Origin of the sequence: Silvimonas amylolytica, assembly GCF_014645555.1 — a bacterium.
In the GTDB taxonomy this organism is placed as follows: domain Bacteria; phylum Pseudomonadota; class Gammaproteobacteria; order Burkholderiales; family Chitinibacteraceae; genus Silvimonas; species Silvimonas amylolytica.
This window is the reverse complement of the sequence record NZ_BMLY01000002.1, coordinates 184,641-201,114: the sequence shown is the minus strand read 5'-3', so window position 1 is coordinate 201,114 and position 16,474 is coordinate 184,641. Positions and strand designations below refer to the sequence as shown.

17 protein-coding genes are annotated in these 16,474 nt (G+C 59.3%); 5 read left to right on the top strand and 12 right to left on the bottom strand.

Going from position 1 to position 16,474, the window contains the following annotated elements; genetic code table 11:
* Positions 1-67 precede the first annotated feature (67 nt).
* From speD to IEX44_RS07105, 5 genes are all read right to left on the bottom strand, one after another.
* The gene (gene speD, locus IEX44_RS07125; RefSeq protein ID WP_188691020.1) at positions 68-424 is read right to left on the bottom strand and encodes an adenosylmethionine decarboxylase; all 357 of its coding nucleotides are present in this window, start codon (positions 422-424) and stop codon (positions 68-70) included.
* The gene (locus IEX44_RS07120) at positions 421-582 is read right to left on the bottom strand and encodes a hypothetical protein (protein ID WP_188691016.1); all 162 of its coding nucleotides are present in this window, start codon (positions 580-582) and stop codon (positions 421-423) included. Before IEX44_RS07120 ends, speD begins: the two co-directional genes overlap by 4 nt.
* Positions 583-600: 18 nt before the next feature.
* On the bottom strand, positions 601-2,067 hold the full coding sequence (locus IEX44_RS07115; RefSeq protein WP_188691013.1) for a DUF4178 domain-containing protein: 1,467 nt from the start codon (positions 2,065-2,067) through the stop codon (positions 601-603).
* A gap of 16 nt (positions 2,068-2,083) precedes the next feature.
* Positions 2,084-3,124 (bottom strand): SPFH domain-containing protein, encoded by a 1,041-nt coding sequence (locus IEX44_RS07110; RefSeq protein WP_188691010.1) that lies wholly within the window; start codon positions 3,122-3,124, stop codon positions 2,084-2,086.
* Between the two features lie 83 nt (positions 3,125-3,207).
* The gene (locus IEX44_RS07105) at positions 3,208-3,594 is read right to left on the bottom strand and encodes a DUF350 domain-containing protein (RefSeq protein WP_188691006.1); all 387 of its coding nucleotides are present in this window, start codon (positions 3,592-3,594) and stop codon (positions 3,208-3,210) included.
* 85 nt (positions 3,595-3,679) lie between these two features.
* On the opposite strand from IEX44_RS07105, the gene IEX44_RS07100 reads away from it, so the two are divergent.
* Positions 3,680-5,215, top strand: a complete 1,536-nt coding sequence (locus IEX44_RS07100; protein ID WP_229678811.1) for a polyamine aminopropyltransferase — start codon at positions 3,680-3,682, stop codon at positions 5,213-5,215.
* Positions 5,212-6,819, top strand: a complete 1,608-nt coding sequence (locus IEX44_RS07095; RefSeq protein WP_188691003.1) for an FAD-dependent oxidoreductase — start codon at positions 5,212-5,214, stop codon at positions 6,817-6,819. The genes IEX44_RS07100 and IEX44_RS07095 overlap by 4 nt, the downstream gene beginning before the upstream one ends.
* Before the next feature lie 79 nt (positions 6,820-6,898).
* On the opposite strand, the gene IEX44_RS07090 is transcribed toward IEX44_RS07095, so the two are convergent.
* The 3 genes from IEX44_RS07090 to IEX44_RS07080 form a co-directional block, all read right to left on the bottom strand.
* Entirely contained in the window at positions 6,899-7,588 is a 690-nt protein-coding gene (locus tag IEX44_RS07090; protein WP_229678810.1) for a phytanoyl-CoA dioxygenase family protein, read from the bottom strand.
* A gap of 77 nt (positions 7,589-7,665) precedes the next feature.
* Positions 7,666-8,508 carry a DUF2182 domain-containing protein gene (locus tag IEX44_RS07085; protein WP_188690997.1) on the bottom strand — a complete coding sequence of 281 codons (843 nt, stop codon included), beginning with the start codon at positions 8,506-8,508 and terminating at the stop codon, positions 7,666-7,668.
* Positions 8,486-9,283, bottom strand: a complete 798-nt coding sequence (locus IEX44_RS07080) for a DUF899 domain-containing protein (protein WP_188690994.1) — start codon at positions 9,281-9,283, stop codon at positions 8,486-8,488. Before IEX44_RS07080 ends, IEX44_RS07085 begins: the two co-directional genes overlap by 23 nt.
* Positions 9,284-9,408: 125 nt before the next feature.
* On the opposite strand from IEX44_RS07080, the gene IEX44_RS07075 reads away from it, so the two are divergent.
* Entirely contained in the window at positions 9,409-10,629 is a 1,221-nt protein-coding gene (locus IEX44_RS07075) for an HTH domain-containing protein (protein WP_188690991.1), read from the top strand.
* A 36-nt stretch (positions 10,630-10,665) separates the two neighbouring features.
* Positions 10,666-11,313: a Vgb family protein gene (locus tag IEX44_RS07070; protein ID WP_188690988.1), complete on the top strand. Its 648-nt coding sequence runs from the start codon at positions 10,666-10,668 to the stop codon at positions 11,311-11,313.
* A gap of 76 nt (positions 11,314-11,389) precedes the next feature.
* Here the strand turns inward: IEX44_RS07070 and IEX44_RS07065 are convergent, their stop codons facing one another.
* The 4 genes from IEX44_RS07065 to IEX44_RS07050 form a co-directional block, all read right to left on the bottom strand.
* Positions 11,390-12,892: a carbohydrate-binding protein gene (locus IEX44_RS07065; protein WP_188690983.1), complete on the bottom strand. Its 1,503-nt coding sequence runs from the start codon at positions 12,890-12,892 to the stop codon at positions 11,390-11,392.
* Positions 12,893-13,183: 291 nt separating this feature from the next.
* On the bottom strand, positions 13,184-14,125 hold the full coding sequence (locus IEX44_RS07060) for a GGDEF domain-containing protein (protein ID WP_188690980.1): 942 nt from the start codon (positions 14,123-14,125) through the stop codon (positions 13,184-13,186).
* Positions 14,126-14,196: 71 nt separating this feature from the next.
* Positions 14,197-15,006, bottom strand: coding sequence for a hypothetical protein (locus tag IEX44_RS07055; protein ID WP_188690978.1), 810 nt, complete (start codon positions 15,004-15,006; stop codon positions 14,197-14,199).
* Positions 15,007-15,247: 241 nt separating this feature from the next.
* Positions 15,248-15,769 carry a GNAT family N-acetyltransferase gene (locus tag IEX44_RS07050; RefSeq protein ID WP_188690975.1) on the bottom strand — a complete coding sequence of 174 codons (522 nt, stop codon included), beginning with the start codon at positions 15,767-15,769 and terminating at the stop codon, positions 15,248-15,250.
* Between the two features lie 70 nt (positions 15,770-15,839).
* Here IEX44_RS07050 and IEX44_RS07045 point away from each other — a divergent pair, with 70 nt between their 5' ends.
* Positions 15,840-16,406, top strand: a complete 567-nt coding sequence (locus IEX44_RS07045) for a helix-turn-helix domain-containing protein (RefSeq protein ID WP_188690972.1) — start codon at positions 15,840-15,842, stop codon at positions 16,404-16,406.
* Positions 16,407-16,474 lie beyond the last annotated feature (68 nt).

Genomic DNA, 16,474 nt, shown 5'->3' with positions numbered 1-16,474 from the left:
AGCAAAATTTGTCAATAGTCAAACCACAGGCGGATGAGTGGTATATCAGCCGCGCCAGGCGGCGCTTTTATGGTGCACCACGCCGAATGCTCTGACTGACCACGCGCGTTGGACGCAAACTGTGTTGCAGTGCGGCAAGGGCGCGCTTGGGCTGGGCGTGGCCACACATGAAGATATCAATCACCGCCAGACCGGTTTCAGGCCAGGTATGAATGCTCATGTGGGACTCACGCAACAGCAGTACGCCGGTTACGCCCATCTGCGGGCCAAAGTGGTGGAAGTGCGAGGCAATCACAAAAGCATCGGCTGCGGTGGCTGCGTCTTTCAGCGCAGTTTGCAGGGGAATGGCATCGCTGAGCAATGCCGGGTCAACCCCATGAAAATCAGCAAGCACGTGCATGCCGGGTGTATAGGCGTCATTCATTTATGGTGTCCCCCTGAAACCCAGCCGCCAGCGCCCGGAGAGCCGCCGTAATAACCTCCACCGCTGCGGCTGCTGGCGCGGCCGACGTTGTAGTCCAGCAGAGTGCCACCGCCGACAATGGCGATGGCGTAGAGAAAGTAGAAAAGGTGTTTGGGCATTGTGGCGTGTTTGATCGGTCAGGTTTCGCGCGCGGCCCAGATGGGGACCCAGAGGAATAACAGGGCAAAAGCGCAAATCACGATGGGCATGATGGAGTCGTCATCGCTGAACAGCAGGGGCAGATTAATGATCACCATCAGCCAGGAGAAGATTTTGGCGATGGTCTCCAGATCTTTGGTTGCGGTACGGGCTGCCGCTGTACCGCTTTTTGCTGCCACTTTGTTATTGGGAAACCATTTGGCCAACTGGTCCGCAGTGACGGTCTGGCTGCGCGACCAGGTCATTTCCTGCGATGTGGCTTCGCTGGTCAGGGTGACACTGGCTCGGCGGTAGTCGTTGATGACCGTGCGATCACCGACCTTCACACGCCAGTTGAAAGAGCCCGCTGCCCAGACGACTTCTCCGGTGTACTGGTAAAGATGATCAAAACTGGCTGATTCAAAGCTGATTTTATCGCCTGCGGGGACCGGCCAGATGTCCATGACATTCACGCGCTGCCAGCCATCACTGGTTTCCACCAGCCACAAAAAACCCTTCATGACATTAAAGAGCAGATATTCCGTCCACTTGTCGTTCTCACCCACTTCACGGCGCACCATGACCCCGAGCACGTCCCACAACAGACCATCAATGTTGCCGCTGTCGCCTGGTTTGAGTGTGGTCTGCACGGATTCCGCCCGCTGCTGGGTGGCGAGCACCTCCTGGCGTTCCGGCGTATTGGCGCTCTCGGTGTGACAGGCAGGGCAGATCATGAAGCCCGTCAGTCCGGGCGCATAGCTGATCGGCGAACCGCAGTGTGGGCAGTTGATCGTGCTGATCTTGCCGCGTAGACGGCCTGCGGTATCAGCAATGGCGCTACCTTCGCGCAACAATTGGCATTTCATGCCATCCAGCGTGACAGCCTTGCCCGCGTAACAACGTAACTGTGGTTCGGACCAATCCAGCGTCAGGAAGCGATCACGGCTTCTGAAGTCGGCGGCTTTAACTTCGTAACCGGCACCGACTGCAAATGGCAATTCGCCCTGGCCGGCCACACAGCGCGCAATGCGGGCGTCGGCCATGTTCCACAACGCATCAAGATGGGCCAGACCGGTGCCCGGGCGCAGGCTCTCGAACTGGGGGGCGTTGACGGGTGGGGGTGCGTCCATGGTGAAGACATACTGGCCAGAGGCATCGGCCAGCCAGCCTGCATGCTGGTCATCAAAGGCGCAGTACCACTCATTCCAGTAACCATCTTCGTACTGCAGCTGGATACGGCCGACCACGGTGAAGGTCTTGCCCTCATACAGACCGGACGTCCCGATCTGGATGGGGGAGTAGTCGGCCAGTACGTCTGACATCTTGCCGATATTGCGCACGCTGTCGGCATCGCGCAGCAGCGTGCTCTGGCAATAGCTGCACACGGCCATGACCGATGCGCTTGACCGGAAACTGACCGGTGCGCCGCATGCCGGGCAGGCTGTTTTGTAGATGGGTTCCGCCATGAGCCTGTCGAGCGCCTTAGCCGATCAGCTTTTTGAGGATTTCCGCCTTGGCCGTGTCATAGTCCGCGGCCGAGATCAGCCCTTTATCCAGCAAGCCCTTGAGTTGGCCCAGGCGGGCTTCCGGGCTGTCGGGCGCAGGCGCTGCCACGGCGGCCGCTACTGCAGGTGCCGCCACGCCAGGCTGGCCAGTGCCGGTTACTGCCGCGCCCATGCTGTTCGCCATGACCTGACCAAATGCCACGCCCGCAGCCAGGCTCGCTCCCGTGCCCGCCAGGCCACCTTCGTTTTGTGCCGCCAGCGGGATGGCCTGCGCGGTCTGATACTGCGTATAGCGGTTCATGTCGCCAACCATGCCCATGCTGATCCGCGTGTCGATGGCTTTTTGCAGGTCTTCCGGCAACGAGATGCTTTCCACCGCGAAGGTATCAAGCGACAGACCGTATCGTTCAAACAGTGGCGTCAGGCCTTCGCGCAGCTTGTCACCCATCAGGCTCTGATTGGCCGCCATATCCAGGAACGGTACGCCGGCATTACCCAGTGCCGGTGCCATCCCCGCGACGATCAGGTTTCTGAGCTGCTGCTCCATGTCCTCAACGGTGTAGCGTTCACGCGTGCCACTGATTTCGGTGAAGAAGGTTTTCGGGTCGGCCACCTTGTACGCGTACACGCCAAAGGCCCGCAGCCGCACCATGTCAAAGTCTTTGTCGCGCAGCGTTACGGGCTGCGGGGTGCCCCATTTGCGACCCAGCTGCAGGCGGGTACTGAAGAAGTACACATCAGACTTGAAAGGGGACTCAAACAGTTTGTCCCAGTTCTTCAGGTAGGTCAGTACCGGCAGTGTTTGCGTGGTGAGCTTGTGCATGCCGGGGCCGAATACATCGGCAATCTTGCCTTCGTTCACAAACACGGCCATTTGCGACTCGCGTACGGTCAGGCTGCCACCGTACTGGATTTCAAAATCCTGCATGGGATAGCGCCACGCCAGCGTGCCGTCGCCTTCCTCGTTCCATTGCAGGATGTCGATGAACTGTTTCTTGATAAAAGAACCGAGGCTCATGGTCTGTACTCCGGTAAAGATTCCTGGATGCGGAATGTGCCCGGTCGGGGCACTGGCACGTAAAGCCGTATAAACGATCCGGCCTAACTCAGGCAGGCGGCGTTGAGGATCCCCACGGTCAGCGAGGTCGACCCCATCAGCGCGCCCATGGCGACGTTGTTGTTTTGCAACGCTTCATTCATTTGCGGCAGCAAGCGGGTCACCACCGCGTAAGTCAGCAACTGGATCACCATGGCACTGATCGCCCAGGCAAACACCACGGTGTACTGATCGTAGCGTGTAATCGCCGATGCCAGCGTCAGCCCGAAGCCGACCAGCGCCCCACCCAGCGATAACGCCGCCGCCACGACACCGCGGCGAATCAGCGCAAATTCATCAATCGGCGTGATCTTCACGTACACAAACGTGAACACCAGCAACAGCACAAAAGCGGTCAACAGATGAAGCAGGTAGGCGTAAAGCTGTACCATTGCGCGGCGCTCCTTTCACGAGAGTGCAATTGTAGCCACTCTTTGTCGGTATGTAGCGACAATCAGTCTTAAGGAATCACTGTTAATGCGTTCAGCTTCGGCTGCAGTTTTGCCCGATCGCGCGCTGGTCCTGTCGGTTTTTGTGGTGGCCTCCTGCGGCCTGGCGTACGAATTGATCGCTGGTGCGCTGTCCAGCTACCTGCTGGGAGACTCCATCCTCCAGTTCTCTTCCATTATTGGCTGCTATCTGTTCGCCATGGGGATCGGCTCGCATTTGTCACGCTATGTACGTGATGAAGACACCCTGACGCGCTTTGTCGATATCGAAATGCTGGTGGGCGTGATTGGCGGTATTTCCGCTGCCGGGCTGTTTCTGGTGTTTGCCTGGCTCTCTGCGCCCTTCAGAACAGTTCTTTATGCCCTGGTGTTGGTGCTGGGCATCCTTGTGGGCATGGAAATTCCGCTGGTCATGCGCATCTTCAACGCGCGCCAGACCGAGTTCAAAGAACTGGTCAGCCGCGTGTTGACGTTTGACTACCTGGGCGCGCTGGTGGTGTCGCTGCTGTTCCCGCTGGTGCTGGCGCCCAAACTGGGCCTCTCCCGGACTGGCTTTCTGTTTGGGATGTCCAATCTGGCGGTGGCGATCTGGACCACCTGGATTTTCCGCCATGAAGTCAAAAATGCCCGCCAGCGTGTGCTGGGCGCGGCCATGCTGCTGTGCCTGTTGGCGGGTGGTTTTGCGGTGGGTGAAAAACTGACCTACATCGCCGAAAAAGGCCTGTATGGCGATGAGATCATCTACGCCAAAACCACACCGTATCAGCGCCTTGTGGTCACGCGCTGGAAGGATGATCTGCGGCTGTACATCAACGGCAATCTGCAGTTTTCTTCGCGCGACGAATACCGTTATCACGAAGGGCTGGTGCACCCGCTGATGGCGTCCTCGCCGTGGGCACAATCCATCTTGATCCTGGGCGGTGGCGACGGTCTGGCGCTGCGCGAGGTGCTGCGTTACCCCAACATCAAACGTGTCACGCTGGTCGACCTGGATCACGCGATGACAGACCTGTTCTCGACCTCCGACACGCTGCGCACGCTCAATCACAACGCATTCCATGACCCGCGCGTGACCATCATCAACGTGGATGCTGGCCGCTGGCTGGAACAATCGACCGGCGTATTCGATGCCGTGATCGTCGATTTTCCTGACCCCTCCAGTTTTGGTCTGGGCAAGCTCTACAGCGTGCCGGTGTACCGTCTGCTGGCGCATCACCTGAGTGACAACGGCTATGCGGTGATCCAGTCGACCTCACCGTATTTCGCGCCCCATGCGTACTGGTGTATCGATGCCACCCTGCGTGAGGCAGGCTTCAATACCTGGCCTTATCACCTTTACGTGCCGTCTTTTGGTGAGTGGGGTTTTGTGCTGGCCAGCAAGCGTAAAGACTTCACCCCGCCCACCAGTTACCAGCTACCTATGCGGTATCTGAACGCGGCGACCACGCAAGAAATGTTCACCTTCCCGCCTGACATGAAGCGTATTCCGGTTGAGTCCAATCATCTGAACAACCAGTCGCTCGTCCGCTATTTTGAACAAGATTGGGATCAGGTGATCCGGTGAGTGGATTATCCCGCCGCCAGTTCTTGCTGGGCAGCGCCGCATTGGGCCTGGCGGGCTGTTCACGCCTTGGCTGGCGCGAAGTCACACCCGTCGTCAACACGCCAGGCATGAGCATGGGGCACGCCTTGCGTGACCACCGTAATCTGCCTGCGCCCTCTGCCAGCTATAAAACCGGCACGATCATTCTGGGGAGCGGTGTGGCGGGTTTGTCGGCCGGTTGGCGGCTGGCCCGTGGTGGTTACAAAGACTTCATGCTGCTGGCCGGGCCAGAGCACTACGGCAACGCCGCCGGTGGCGCGTTTGGCGAGCTGGCCTATCCCAAGGGCGCGCATTATCTGCCCCTGCCATCCATGGAGTCGCGCCATGTGCGCGATATGTTGTTCGACGCGGGTGTGATCGAAGCCGAGCCATACGCCCCCAAGCCCCGATTTGATGAAAGGGTCCTGGTGCATGCACCGGATGAACGCCTGTTTGTAAACGGCCACTGGGAAGACGGCCTGTTGCCACAGCAAGGCCAAAGCCAGGCAGAGCGGGAACAGCAAGCCCGCTTTTTCAAATACACGGATCAGCTTAAGCAAGCCGTGGGCGCAGATGGCAAGCGCGTGTTTTGTATTCCTGTGGAAATGTCCTCAGCCGATCCGCACTGGCTGGCGCTAGACCAGCAAACTTTTGCGCACTGGCTCGACCAGGCCGGCTATACCGCGCCTGGTTTGCGCACCTACCTGGATTACTGCTGCCGTGATGACTTCGGCGCGTTGGCCAATCAGATCTCCGCCTGGGCCGGCTTGCATTACTTTGCCGCGCGCGCGGGGCAGGCCGCCAATGCCAGCGAGGGCGCGGTACTCACCTGGCCGGGCGGCTTGAACCCCCTGGCGCGGCATCTGGCGCAATCGAGCCAGGCGCAATGGCACGAAGGTATGGCGGTACGGGTTGATGAGACACCCGCCGGAGTGCGCGTCTTGTGCGCAGAACAGTCAGGTCACGGTTTCCGCACATTTACCGTGGATGCAGACCGGGTGATTTGCGCCATGCCACTACACGTCGCGCAGTATGTTGTCCCGCAGATCGCGCACTATGGTTTTGACGCTACCCGCCATATGCCGCCCCACGCTGCGTGGGTGATTTCCAGTTTCTTGCTGGATGGTTTCCCGGCCGAAGAACCTGGCGCCGTACTGGCGTGGGACAACGTCATCCATGGTGGGCGCGGGCTGGGTTATGTCGTCTCAACCCATCAGAACATCACTTGGGCACCGCCATCCAAAACCGTATTCACCGCCTATCAGGTGTATAGCGATCGCACCCCGCAGCAAGCCAGACAATGGCTGGAACACGCTACGCCGGCCGCCCTGTACGACGAAGCCGCATGTGATCTCAAAGTGGTTTACGGCCGCCGTTTGCAGCAATGCGCGATCGGGCTTGATATCACGGTACGCGGCCACGCCATGGCCAGCCCCGCGCCGGGTTTTTTACACAATGCCGGTCTGCAAGCATTGCGTGAACACGACGGCAAGATCCTGTTCGCACATAGCGACCTGTCCGGGTTCTCCGTTTTCGAAGAAGCCTCCTGGTGGGGTGTACGGGCGGCGGAAAAGATTCTCGGTTGATCGGTTTACCGGTTGGTTCGCCTGCAGAAAAACAGCAACGTTTGCGTATCAAGCACCATCGTTTCCGTGGTCAGTGTGTTCACACCGCCTCATGCCACGTCAGTCCGAGGGGTAGCGTGGGTGGCCCGTACACAAAGTGCAGCACGCGCCGGCGGCTGGTGCCGGTATTGCGGGATGACGAGTGCAATGCCAGCGGCCGCATGATGAGTACATCTCCGGCATGGGCTACGCAGACGGTTTCCCCCAGTGATCTGCGTAATTCAACCGCAGTAGCCTGATCAATGCGCCCGCGCTGGTGCGTCCCGGGTACCAACCGCAGTGGCCCGTCGGCCTCCAGGCAGTCATCCAGATGCAGCCGCACCGCGACCATTTGTGCCAGTACTCTGGATGGTGGCTGCACAAAGATCGTGCCTTCCTTTTCAGACCAGCCGCCAAGCCAGGGGTGATCTATCCGGCGGGCGACGGGAATACTCAGGTCTTGATGCACGGCAACGAGCCAGTTTTTCTGTGCAGTTTTTTCAAACAACGTGCACTGCACGGCAACGTGATCAGCGGGAATGAAGTCGGGTAAGTGTTCCCGCAGCAAACGGGCTACGTCGGCACACCAGGGGGCTTTGAGCAGGCTGCGCTCGCCCGCCCCGGATAGCGGCCCGGCAAGCTCGGCCAGCCCGTCGCATTGCGCGGGAGTCAGTACGTTTTTAATGCAGGCAAAGCCATCTGCATTGAATTGCGCAGCCTGGATGGCAGCGAGCAAGAGGTGGTCGGTCAAGCAGTACAGTCCCTGGAGCGATAAAACCGACCACATCCTGCTGTAATGCAGCATAACTGGCAATGCCGCTGACCAACCTACCTGCCTACGTGCATCACCAGCCATAGCCCCGCGCCCAGCAGCAGCACGCCAATCCCGCGCACTGACCAGGCATGCACGCTCCAGCGCTCCATCAGGATTGCCCCTGTCACGCCTGACATTACCGTCCAGTCCATCATGCCGCAGACCAGTAGTACCAGCGTCAGGTTGGCACAGCACAGATTGCAAGACCACCCATGCCGGATGCCCTGCCACCAGGCAATGCGCGTGTTTCTTGCGCACGGTGTGTGACATGAACTGTGGTGGCAACGCACTAACAGCTTCATTTTGTGGGGGCTGAACTGGGCCAGACCAGCAACCAGGATCATGCTGCCTGCCAGCAGCGGTACGTGGCGTGCCAGCGGCGGGTGTTGCATGGCCAGATCAGCCAGTTCCCGCCCGATTATCCAGATCAGCAACCCGGCGATTGCCCAGACCAGAAAATACCCGCTGCCCGTCACCAGATTTAGCCACACCTTGCGCAGGCCGTTGCTGCCGGCCAGTGTGCGGTGTTGTTGCCACAGTGCCGGTGCCAGTACCGGCAGCATCATGCCTGCCATCATTGCCAGCCACATGGCCATGAAGGCTGTGACGGCACCAGCCCACGTCTGGCCGGGCATGCGCATCCACATCATCGACATGCTCCAGCCACCGGCCATGGGCATGCCGCTCATGGCCGCCATGGGCGTTTCGAGCCGGGCCGTGATGCCCCAGGCGAGCGCGCAGAGCAGGGCGATCGTGCCAAAGAAGGCGATGCGTGTTGTCAGGCTGGCGGAGGGCCGGGTGTGGTGCTCTCCGTCAGCCTGCATCACGGTGCGCTCAGGCTGCAGCGTACTCGTCATGACGGCGCCACCACACACTGTTTTCGTTGCGGCCCAGCGGTGCGCGATCCAGCCACTGGTACATGCCCCACAGGCCATCCAGACCACGGGCGTAGGCAGAATAGGTGTGATAGATCACGCCGTTTTCCTTGATGAACGTACTCACCCCAGGGCGCTCACGCGTGAAGGTGGGGACATCCGTACCCACGCCTGCGGCAATCTGTGCAACCGGGCTCATGCCGTCGGGCTGATCCCACGCCGGCATGGATTTTGACAGCCGCGGCTGGCCGGTGGGTTCTTCACGCTGGTAGTTGTACTCAATGCCCTTTTGTTGCTGCTGTTCTTCGGTGAACGCGGCGTTGTAGTCATAGTTGAATTCGCCGCCATGGGCAGAGGCCCAGGGGAAAGTCCAACCCATGCGCTTGCGATACGCCAGCAGCTTGAGCAACGGCGCGCGGGAGATCGCTGTCAGGGTGATGTCGTGATTGGCCAGGTGCACGGCAATACCGTTAAAGCCATCGGCAATCGAAGAGCACGACGGACAACCGGCCGTGTAGTCCGGCCCGTACATAAAGTGGTACACCATCAGTTGCGTGCGGCCGTCGAACAGGTCAGACAAGGTGGCTTCGCCTTTTTCTGTGGCAAAGCGGTAGTCTTTGTCGACGCGCACCCAGGGCAGCGCCCGGCGTTGTTGCGCCAGTTCGTCGCTGCGGTGGGTGTGTTCTTTCTCTGCCGCTAGCAGCTTCAAGCGTGCTGCCAGCCATTCTTCCCGGGTACCGGTTTGATGCGTGGTCATGATCGTTTCTCCGTGGATGTACGTTGCGGCGGGCTTGCCGCAATCGCTGTCTTGCTGTTTGCTAGACTAGGCGTCAGGGCTTGGGAGGCGAGAGTGACAAGTGTGGCGGGATTCGGATTGAGCGCATGGATTCGCTGATCACAGCGGCGGCGCGTGCGCTGGCCACGGGCGATGCACTGGGCGCACTCAACCGCGTTGCGCTCCGTGAAGATCCGCCCGCACTGGCATTGCGCGGCATTGCCATGGCCCAATTGGGCGATCTGCCGCGTGCCCGCCAGTTATTGCGCCGCGCCGCGCAGGGTTTCGGCCCGAAAGAGGCGGTTTCCCGTGCGCGTTGCGTTGTGGCAGAGGCCGAGATCGCTCTGGCCGTGCGTGATCTGACCTGGCCGACCAAAGCGCTGGAGTCGGCGCAGCTTGCGCTGGGCGCGCAGGGTGATCGCTTCAATGCGGCCCACGCTCAGTTTGTGATGTTGCGCCGATTACTATTGCTGGGCCGATTGCCGGAAGCCGAGCGCATCCTGATGACCGTGGATGCCAACACGTTGCCACCCTCGCTACGTGCGGTGCATGGACTGATTGAATCCGGCATTGCCATGCGCCGCCTGCAAAGCAGCGCGGCACGGATAGCGCTGGCCAACGCCGCCCAGGCAGCAGCCCAGGCGCGCATTGGTGCGCTGATGACAGAAATCGCCGCGGCTGCCCGTTTGCTGGATGCACCGGCTGCACGGCTGATTACGCAGGGCCAGTCGCAAACCCTCAGGCTGGACGAGATTGAAACGTTGCAAAAAACACCAGTTCTTATCGTGGATGCCTGCCGCAACACGGTGCGGGATGCCACCCACGCCATCAGTCTGGCCACGCGCCCCATCTTGTTTGTACTGATGCGTACGCTGGGTGAAGCCTGGCCGGCGGATGCCGCGCGGGATGAACTGATTGCCCGCGCATTCCGCATTCGCCACCCAGACGACACCCATCGCGCACGGCTAAGGGTGGAAATGGGCCGGCTGCGCAAATTGCTGCATCCGGCAGCGGACATCCAGGCCACCCGTCGTGGTTTTGTGCTGGTGCCGCGCTATACCCAGGAGGTGGCGGTGCTGGCACCGATCGTGGAAGACGCCAATGCCGCAGTGCTGGCGCTGCTGGCGGATGGCGAGTCGTGGTCCAGTTCAGCCCTGGCGCTGGCGCTGGGCACTAGTCAGCGTACCGTTCAACGGGCGCTGGATACACTGAATGAAACGGGCAAAGTGCAGTATTTCGGGCAGGGCAGGGCGCGCCGCTGGCTCAATCCGCCCATGCCCGGATTCGCGACGACCTTGTTACTCCCGGCCCCGTTTGCCGATGGCTAACATAAAGGCGTCAATCCATGACACGGAGCAGCGCGGATGAAACACGCCAAAGCAGAAATCATTCAGGAATACGGCCCCTTTGAGGGCAATCCCGCCATTCACGGTGTCACTTGGGATGGCCAGCAAGTCTGGTTTGCCAGCGGTAATCAGGTGAACGCACTGGATATCTCAACGGGCAAAACCATACGCGCGGTGCCAACTCCGGCCGATGCTGGCACGGCGTTTGATGGGCATCATCTTTACCAGATTGCCGAAAAACACATCAAGAAGATCGACCCGCAAACGGGCCAGGTGATCAAAAGTATTCCGGCACCGGGCGATGGCGGGGACTCGGGCATGGCCTGGGCCGAGGGCTCCCTGTGGGTGGGCGTGTACCGCGATCGCAAAATCCATCAGATTGATCCTGAGACCGGCAAGGTACTAAAGACGCTGGAAACCAATCGCTTTGTTACGGGCGTGACCTGGGTCGATGGCGAGTTGTGGCATGGTACCTGGGAAGGCGAGGAAAGCGGCCTGAATCACATTGATGCGCAAACCGGCAAAGTACTGGAAACCCTGGAAATGCCCATGGGCACGGGGGTATCCGGGTTGGAATCCAACGGGTCCGATCGCTTTTTTTGCGGTGGCGGTACCAGTGGCAAGATCCGTGTGGTGAAGCGGCCGGGCGGCAAGGCAAATGCCTGATCCGGGCAGCGTGAACAAAAAAAGGGCACCTCCAAAGGTGCCCTTTTCATTGCTTCATGACTGATCCAGACGGTGATCAGAACCCGCCAAAGATGTTGGAGAAACTCCACAGGCTTTGCGAGATACCGCTGCATTGCCAGTTGGCGGTCGTACTGCCCGCGCAATTACCGTTGTCACGACCTAGCGACCAGAATGCCAGTCGGCCCATGCCATTTTGTCTGGCAAAGTTCAGCATGGTTTGTGCATCAGCCAGCGTGAACACTTCGGTCGAATCATCGTTCTGCCCGATCATCGCCGTGCCGCCGATCATGGCCCAGTACTGTGCCGTGGTCTTGCCGGGCAACAGGGCCTTGATCTGGTTGAACGCCAGTTGCAGCGCCGCGTTGGATCGCGCGCCCATCTGACCGGACGATGCACCGCCATCGTAGTAATCCATGGTCATCAGGTTGACCAGATCGATGCGTGCACCCGCATTCACCGCCGATTGCAGCGCGTAGAAGCTGTCGGACGGAATGCCATTGACCGGGTTCACCGCCAGGGTGAACGACACGGTCAGCGTCTGGCCGCGCGCGGCGTAGGTGTCTTGCAGAATCTTCACCGCAGCGCTGCGACGATCCACCACGGTCGGGTCCAGGTTGTTCTGTTGGTCGCCGGCTTCTGAATCCAGATCCAGGTGCGTGGTGCCAAGGCGATCCAGTTCGGCCTGATACACCGCTGCCACAGCCGCCGGCGTGGAACACTGACGGGCGATATCCAGCGCATTCCAGCCACCGGAAGACAGGATCACATTGCCGCCCAAAGCTTGCAGGCCCTGCGTTTTGGAGAGGATCGTGGCGCTGTCGATCGGCCACTGGCCAGCACAACCGCCACTACTGTTGAAGAATGCCAGCGTGAGGTATTTCTGGCCGGTGGCTTGTGACCAACCAATCGGATCAAAGCTGCCACTGACATCGACATACGGCGCAAAGCGATAACCGCCCGATGACGGGGTAGGTGCCGGCGTTGGCGTTGGCGTGGGTGTTGGAGTCGGGGTGGGCGTTGGCGTTGGTGTGCTGCCGCCGCAGTTGCCAATCACTGTCCATGGTTGACCACTACCTGCCGCACCACTAGAAGTAGAAGGATTATTACCCTGCGTCCAGTAGGCGGCCTGATAGTTGACACCGTTGTAGCTAACCTGCGCACCAGTCGTGTAGGCCGTGCTGCTGTTCCATGCTGCATAGCAGCCTGAAGAGGGCGTCGGCGCTGGTGTTGGTGCCGGAGTGGGTACCGGCGTCGGCGCGGGCGTTGGTGCCGGGGTGGGAGTTGGAGTGGGAACTGGCGTGGGTGCAGGCGTTGGCGTACCGCCCGTATCTGCGCCCAGATCAGTCCACAACGCGGCCACGGTCGGGTTCCAGCCGGTACCGCTGTAGTCGGTCTGGCTGACCACCGCTTTGTAATCGTGGCCGTTGTAGACCACGATCGTGCCCGCGGCATAGTACGTATCGGCTTGCCAGGCCGGGTAGGCGGCAAAGGCCGCAACAGGCAAAAGCGCTAGCGCCGCGCTGACGGCAAGCCGGCGCGGGAACAGGGTGTTTCTCATGACAAGTCTCCATCCTTGGAAGAATATTTAACCCGTCTGCGCAACAACCCCCCCGCGCGAAACCCGCTCTGCCCGTGACCCGTTACGGACCGCGTTGTCCCGCATTTGCCTGGCTCTGTTTTGTTTAATACCAGGCAAAAATCAGTGGGTATTGCTGCTGATCCAGGCCTGCTCAAACAGACGCAGGGCCTTGATCATGCAAACGTTTTCATATCCTGAGGGTGGACTATGCCGATGTCAACGCGTGGCTGGCGGGTCATCCGGCCCGCTCGCGCGTTGGTGTTGCGCTGGTTACAGCTGGGCGGCTTCGATCCGGTTGCGGCCATTTTGCTTGGCGGTGTACAGCAATTTGTCTACCGCCTGCACAAAATCGGTCGCTGTCTGGCCATCAGCCGGGGTGATGGTGCCTACACCCATGCTGACGGTCACAAAGCCGCTGCCGCCAGATTTCTCATGCGTGATCTTCAGTTTTTCAATCAAGCGCTCGCAACGCTCGGCCACTTCACGCGCACCGTTGGCGTCGGTTTCTGGCAGCAGGATTACAAACTCCTCGCCCCCAAACCGGGCGGCGATGTCACGCGGGCCCGCAATGGCCAGAGCCAGTGTCTGCGCCACATTGGTCAGACATTTATCGCCAACAATGTGACCGTACACATCGTTGAACTGCTTGAAGAAGTCTATATCGAGCACGATCAGGCTCAGTGGCTGGCCGCTGCGTTGGGCATTACCCCATTCCACTTCCAGGCTGGCATCAAAACGTCGACGGTTGGCAATGCCGGTCAGGCCATCTTTGAAGGAGAGCGCTTCAAGTTCACGTTGCAGGCTGATCAGCTTTTCTTCGGTTTTTTTGCGTTCGCTAATGTCGAACATAAAACCAATCAGTGACTCAGCTTCCCCGTTCTCGCCCCGTACCACGTGTACCACGTCGCGAATCCACACATAACCATTGTCTTTGGTCAGCGCGCGATAGTCGGCTTCATGGTCCACACCCAGTTTGGATTGCGAAATACAAAAGTTGACCACGTAGTCGCGGTCATCCGGGTGGATACGCATAGCCCAGTCTTCGGCGGATACCCAGCTTTCCTGGCTCCAGCCCAGCAAAGGCTCAATCTGCGGGCCGATGTAGGCAAACTTCATGCTCGCCCAGTCGATTTTCCAGGGGATGGCCTGGGTGGATTCCAGCAAGGTCTTGTAAACCGCGCTGTCGCTTTGAAGATCCTGAAGGTCTGACATAGTGTGTTTTCCCTGAGCAATAAGCGGCTTGGGCCGTTCTATTGATGAGTTATCGATGGCAAGTAGCGCGATTAACGATGAACCAGGTGGCTATGGACCGTCGGTTTGGCGTTCCAGTACCAGTAGAAAAAGCCATTCTGGTTTTGCAACAGCGTGTGGGTGCTGACGGTGCTTTGATGAATATCGCCCCAGCAAGCACGGGCGGAGTTGCGGTTGTTGTGCAGATCAATGCACTCGGCGCCCAATAGCGCTGGCATGGGAGGGATATACAGCGCACTACCCTGTGGCACCCACAAGTCGGCCACGCGGATTTTGTTCTGTTTGGGCCAGTATCGGCCCACGGAAATGACCAAAGGGAACTGCGGGTCTGTGCTGGCAAACACATGCGGGAAGTCATGGTGTTCCAGATCAGTACACACCACGCTCAAGAGGTTCATGCCGGTGTTCTGATAGGGCGACCAGTGCCCGGCAAACACGCCATAGTCGTATTGGATCTGCTGCAGGATTTTTACCGGGCTGGTAATTTCTACCGCCTCGCCAGGTTCGACCAGCGTAATGCCAAACGCCGCTGCCGCCTCCCGCGTGGCCCACATCGGCGGGTACACAATTTCCTGCCCCGTTAACCCCAGTTGCGTCTCTACGCCCCACGGTGGCGTCTGCTTCACCCCGATCACTTCTGGTACCGCGTATTCATTCCCCAATGCCAGCGCGGGGTTCGACCTGGCCGCAGTCAGGATTTGAGCGTCCGCCGGCAATTGGTCTTGCCGCATATAAGCCGGTTGCCCACCATCGTTATAAAAGAACGGCGCATCCACAATATCCACACTGATTTCATTGATCTCTTGAATGAACACGGGCGTATTGAAGACAGGCTCGGACATGGCTTGTGCAGACCGTAAGTATTTGATAATGGACTGATATTCTAGCCGCAGCGTATGCCGTGATCATTACGAATGCAGCAAAAGCGGGCGGCCTGTGGGTAGAAAGCGACAGGGTGTGTCATGCGGGATGCCACAAACGTTAAAGCCCTCGTTGTCTACCGACAATGAGGGCTTTAGCAGGCCTTGCCCGGGACGGCGGGGCCAAGGCCGCGCAGTGGCCAGCGCCGCGCGGCGACCGAAATCAGTTTTCGTTCGGTTCCAGCGGCGTGGCCAGTATCTTCTGGTAAAACGCCAGATCAAGCCAGCGCCCGAACTTGTAACCGGCTTGCTTGATCACGCCGGATGCTTCAAATCCCAGTTTTTCATGCAGGGCAATGCTGCCGGTGTTGCTCAGGTCGATGCCTCCTACCAGGATATGCACATCGCGCGCCGTGGCTTCCTCAATCAGCTTTGTCAGCAGTAACTCGCCCAGACCTTTGCCACGATGTTCATGGTGGATATAGATGGAATGCTCCACGCTGTACTTGAAAGCAGCCCAGGCGCGGAAAGTGCCATAGCTGGCAAAACCCAGCAGCGTGCCCTCGTCATCCTCAACACCAATCACCGGAAACCCATTGCTGCGCTTGGTTTCAAACCAGCTCACCATCGACGATAACGCGCGCGGCTTATAGTCATACAGCGCGGTTGAATGGATGATGGCGTGGTTAAAAATATCCAGAATCGCGCCCGAATGCCGCTCTTCCGTGCAATGTACTATCCGCATGACTTTCCCCGTTCGTTCAATATGGGATACGATAAGTCTAATATAGTGGATATTGCAAGAGCGACCTGTCATGAGCATTGATCGCCTTATCGCCGAACGCATCGCTTTTCTACGCAACGCCCAGCAACTCAGCCTGGCCCAACTGGCAGAGCGCTCTGACGTCAGCAAGGCCATGATTTCCAAAATAGAGCGTATGGAAAGCAGCCCCACGGCGGCTGTGCTGGGCCGGCTTGCCGCAGGCTTGGGTGTGCCGCTGACCCGCCTGCTGGCAGAGGACGAGCCAGACAACCGCTCGCCACTACGGCGCTTTGGCATTCAGGAAACCTGGCAGGACCCTTCCACTGGCTACCTGCGCCGACAGGTGGCTGCGCTGGATGAACCCAGCGGCACCGAACTCGTAGAAATCGAACTGCCCGCCGGCGCCCGGATTGACTACCCGCCCTGGCATACCAGACCACACCGGCAACGCCTGTGGGTGTTGGAAGGCAGCCTCGAAGTACATTACGGTGAAGAATGCTATCAATTGGCTGCCGGTGACCAACTCGACTTCGCGCTGGATAAACCGGTCAGCTATGTCGCCAACTCAACGACCCAATGCCGCTACCTGCTTAACGTGCTGCACACGCAAAAGCCCTGATGCGATTCGCCCTGCAAGCCCATTTGTCGGCGGCGGGGCTGCAAGGCGCTGGCTTGGGCATGAGTGTG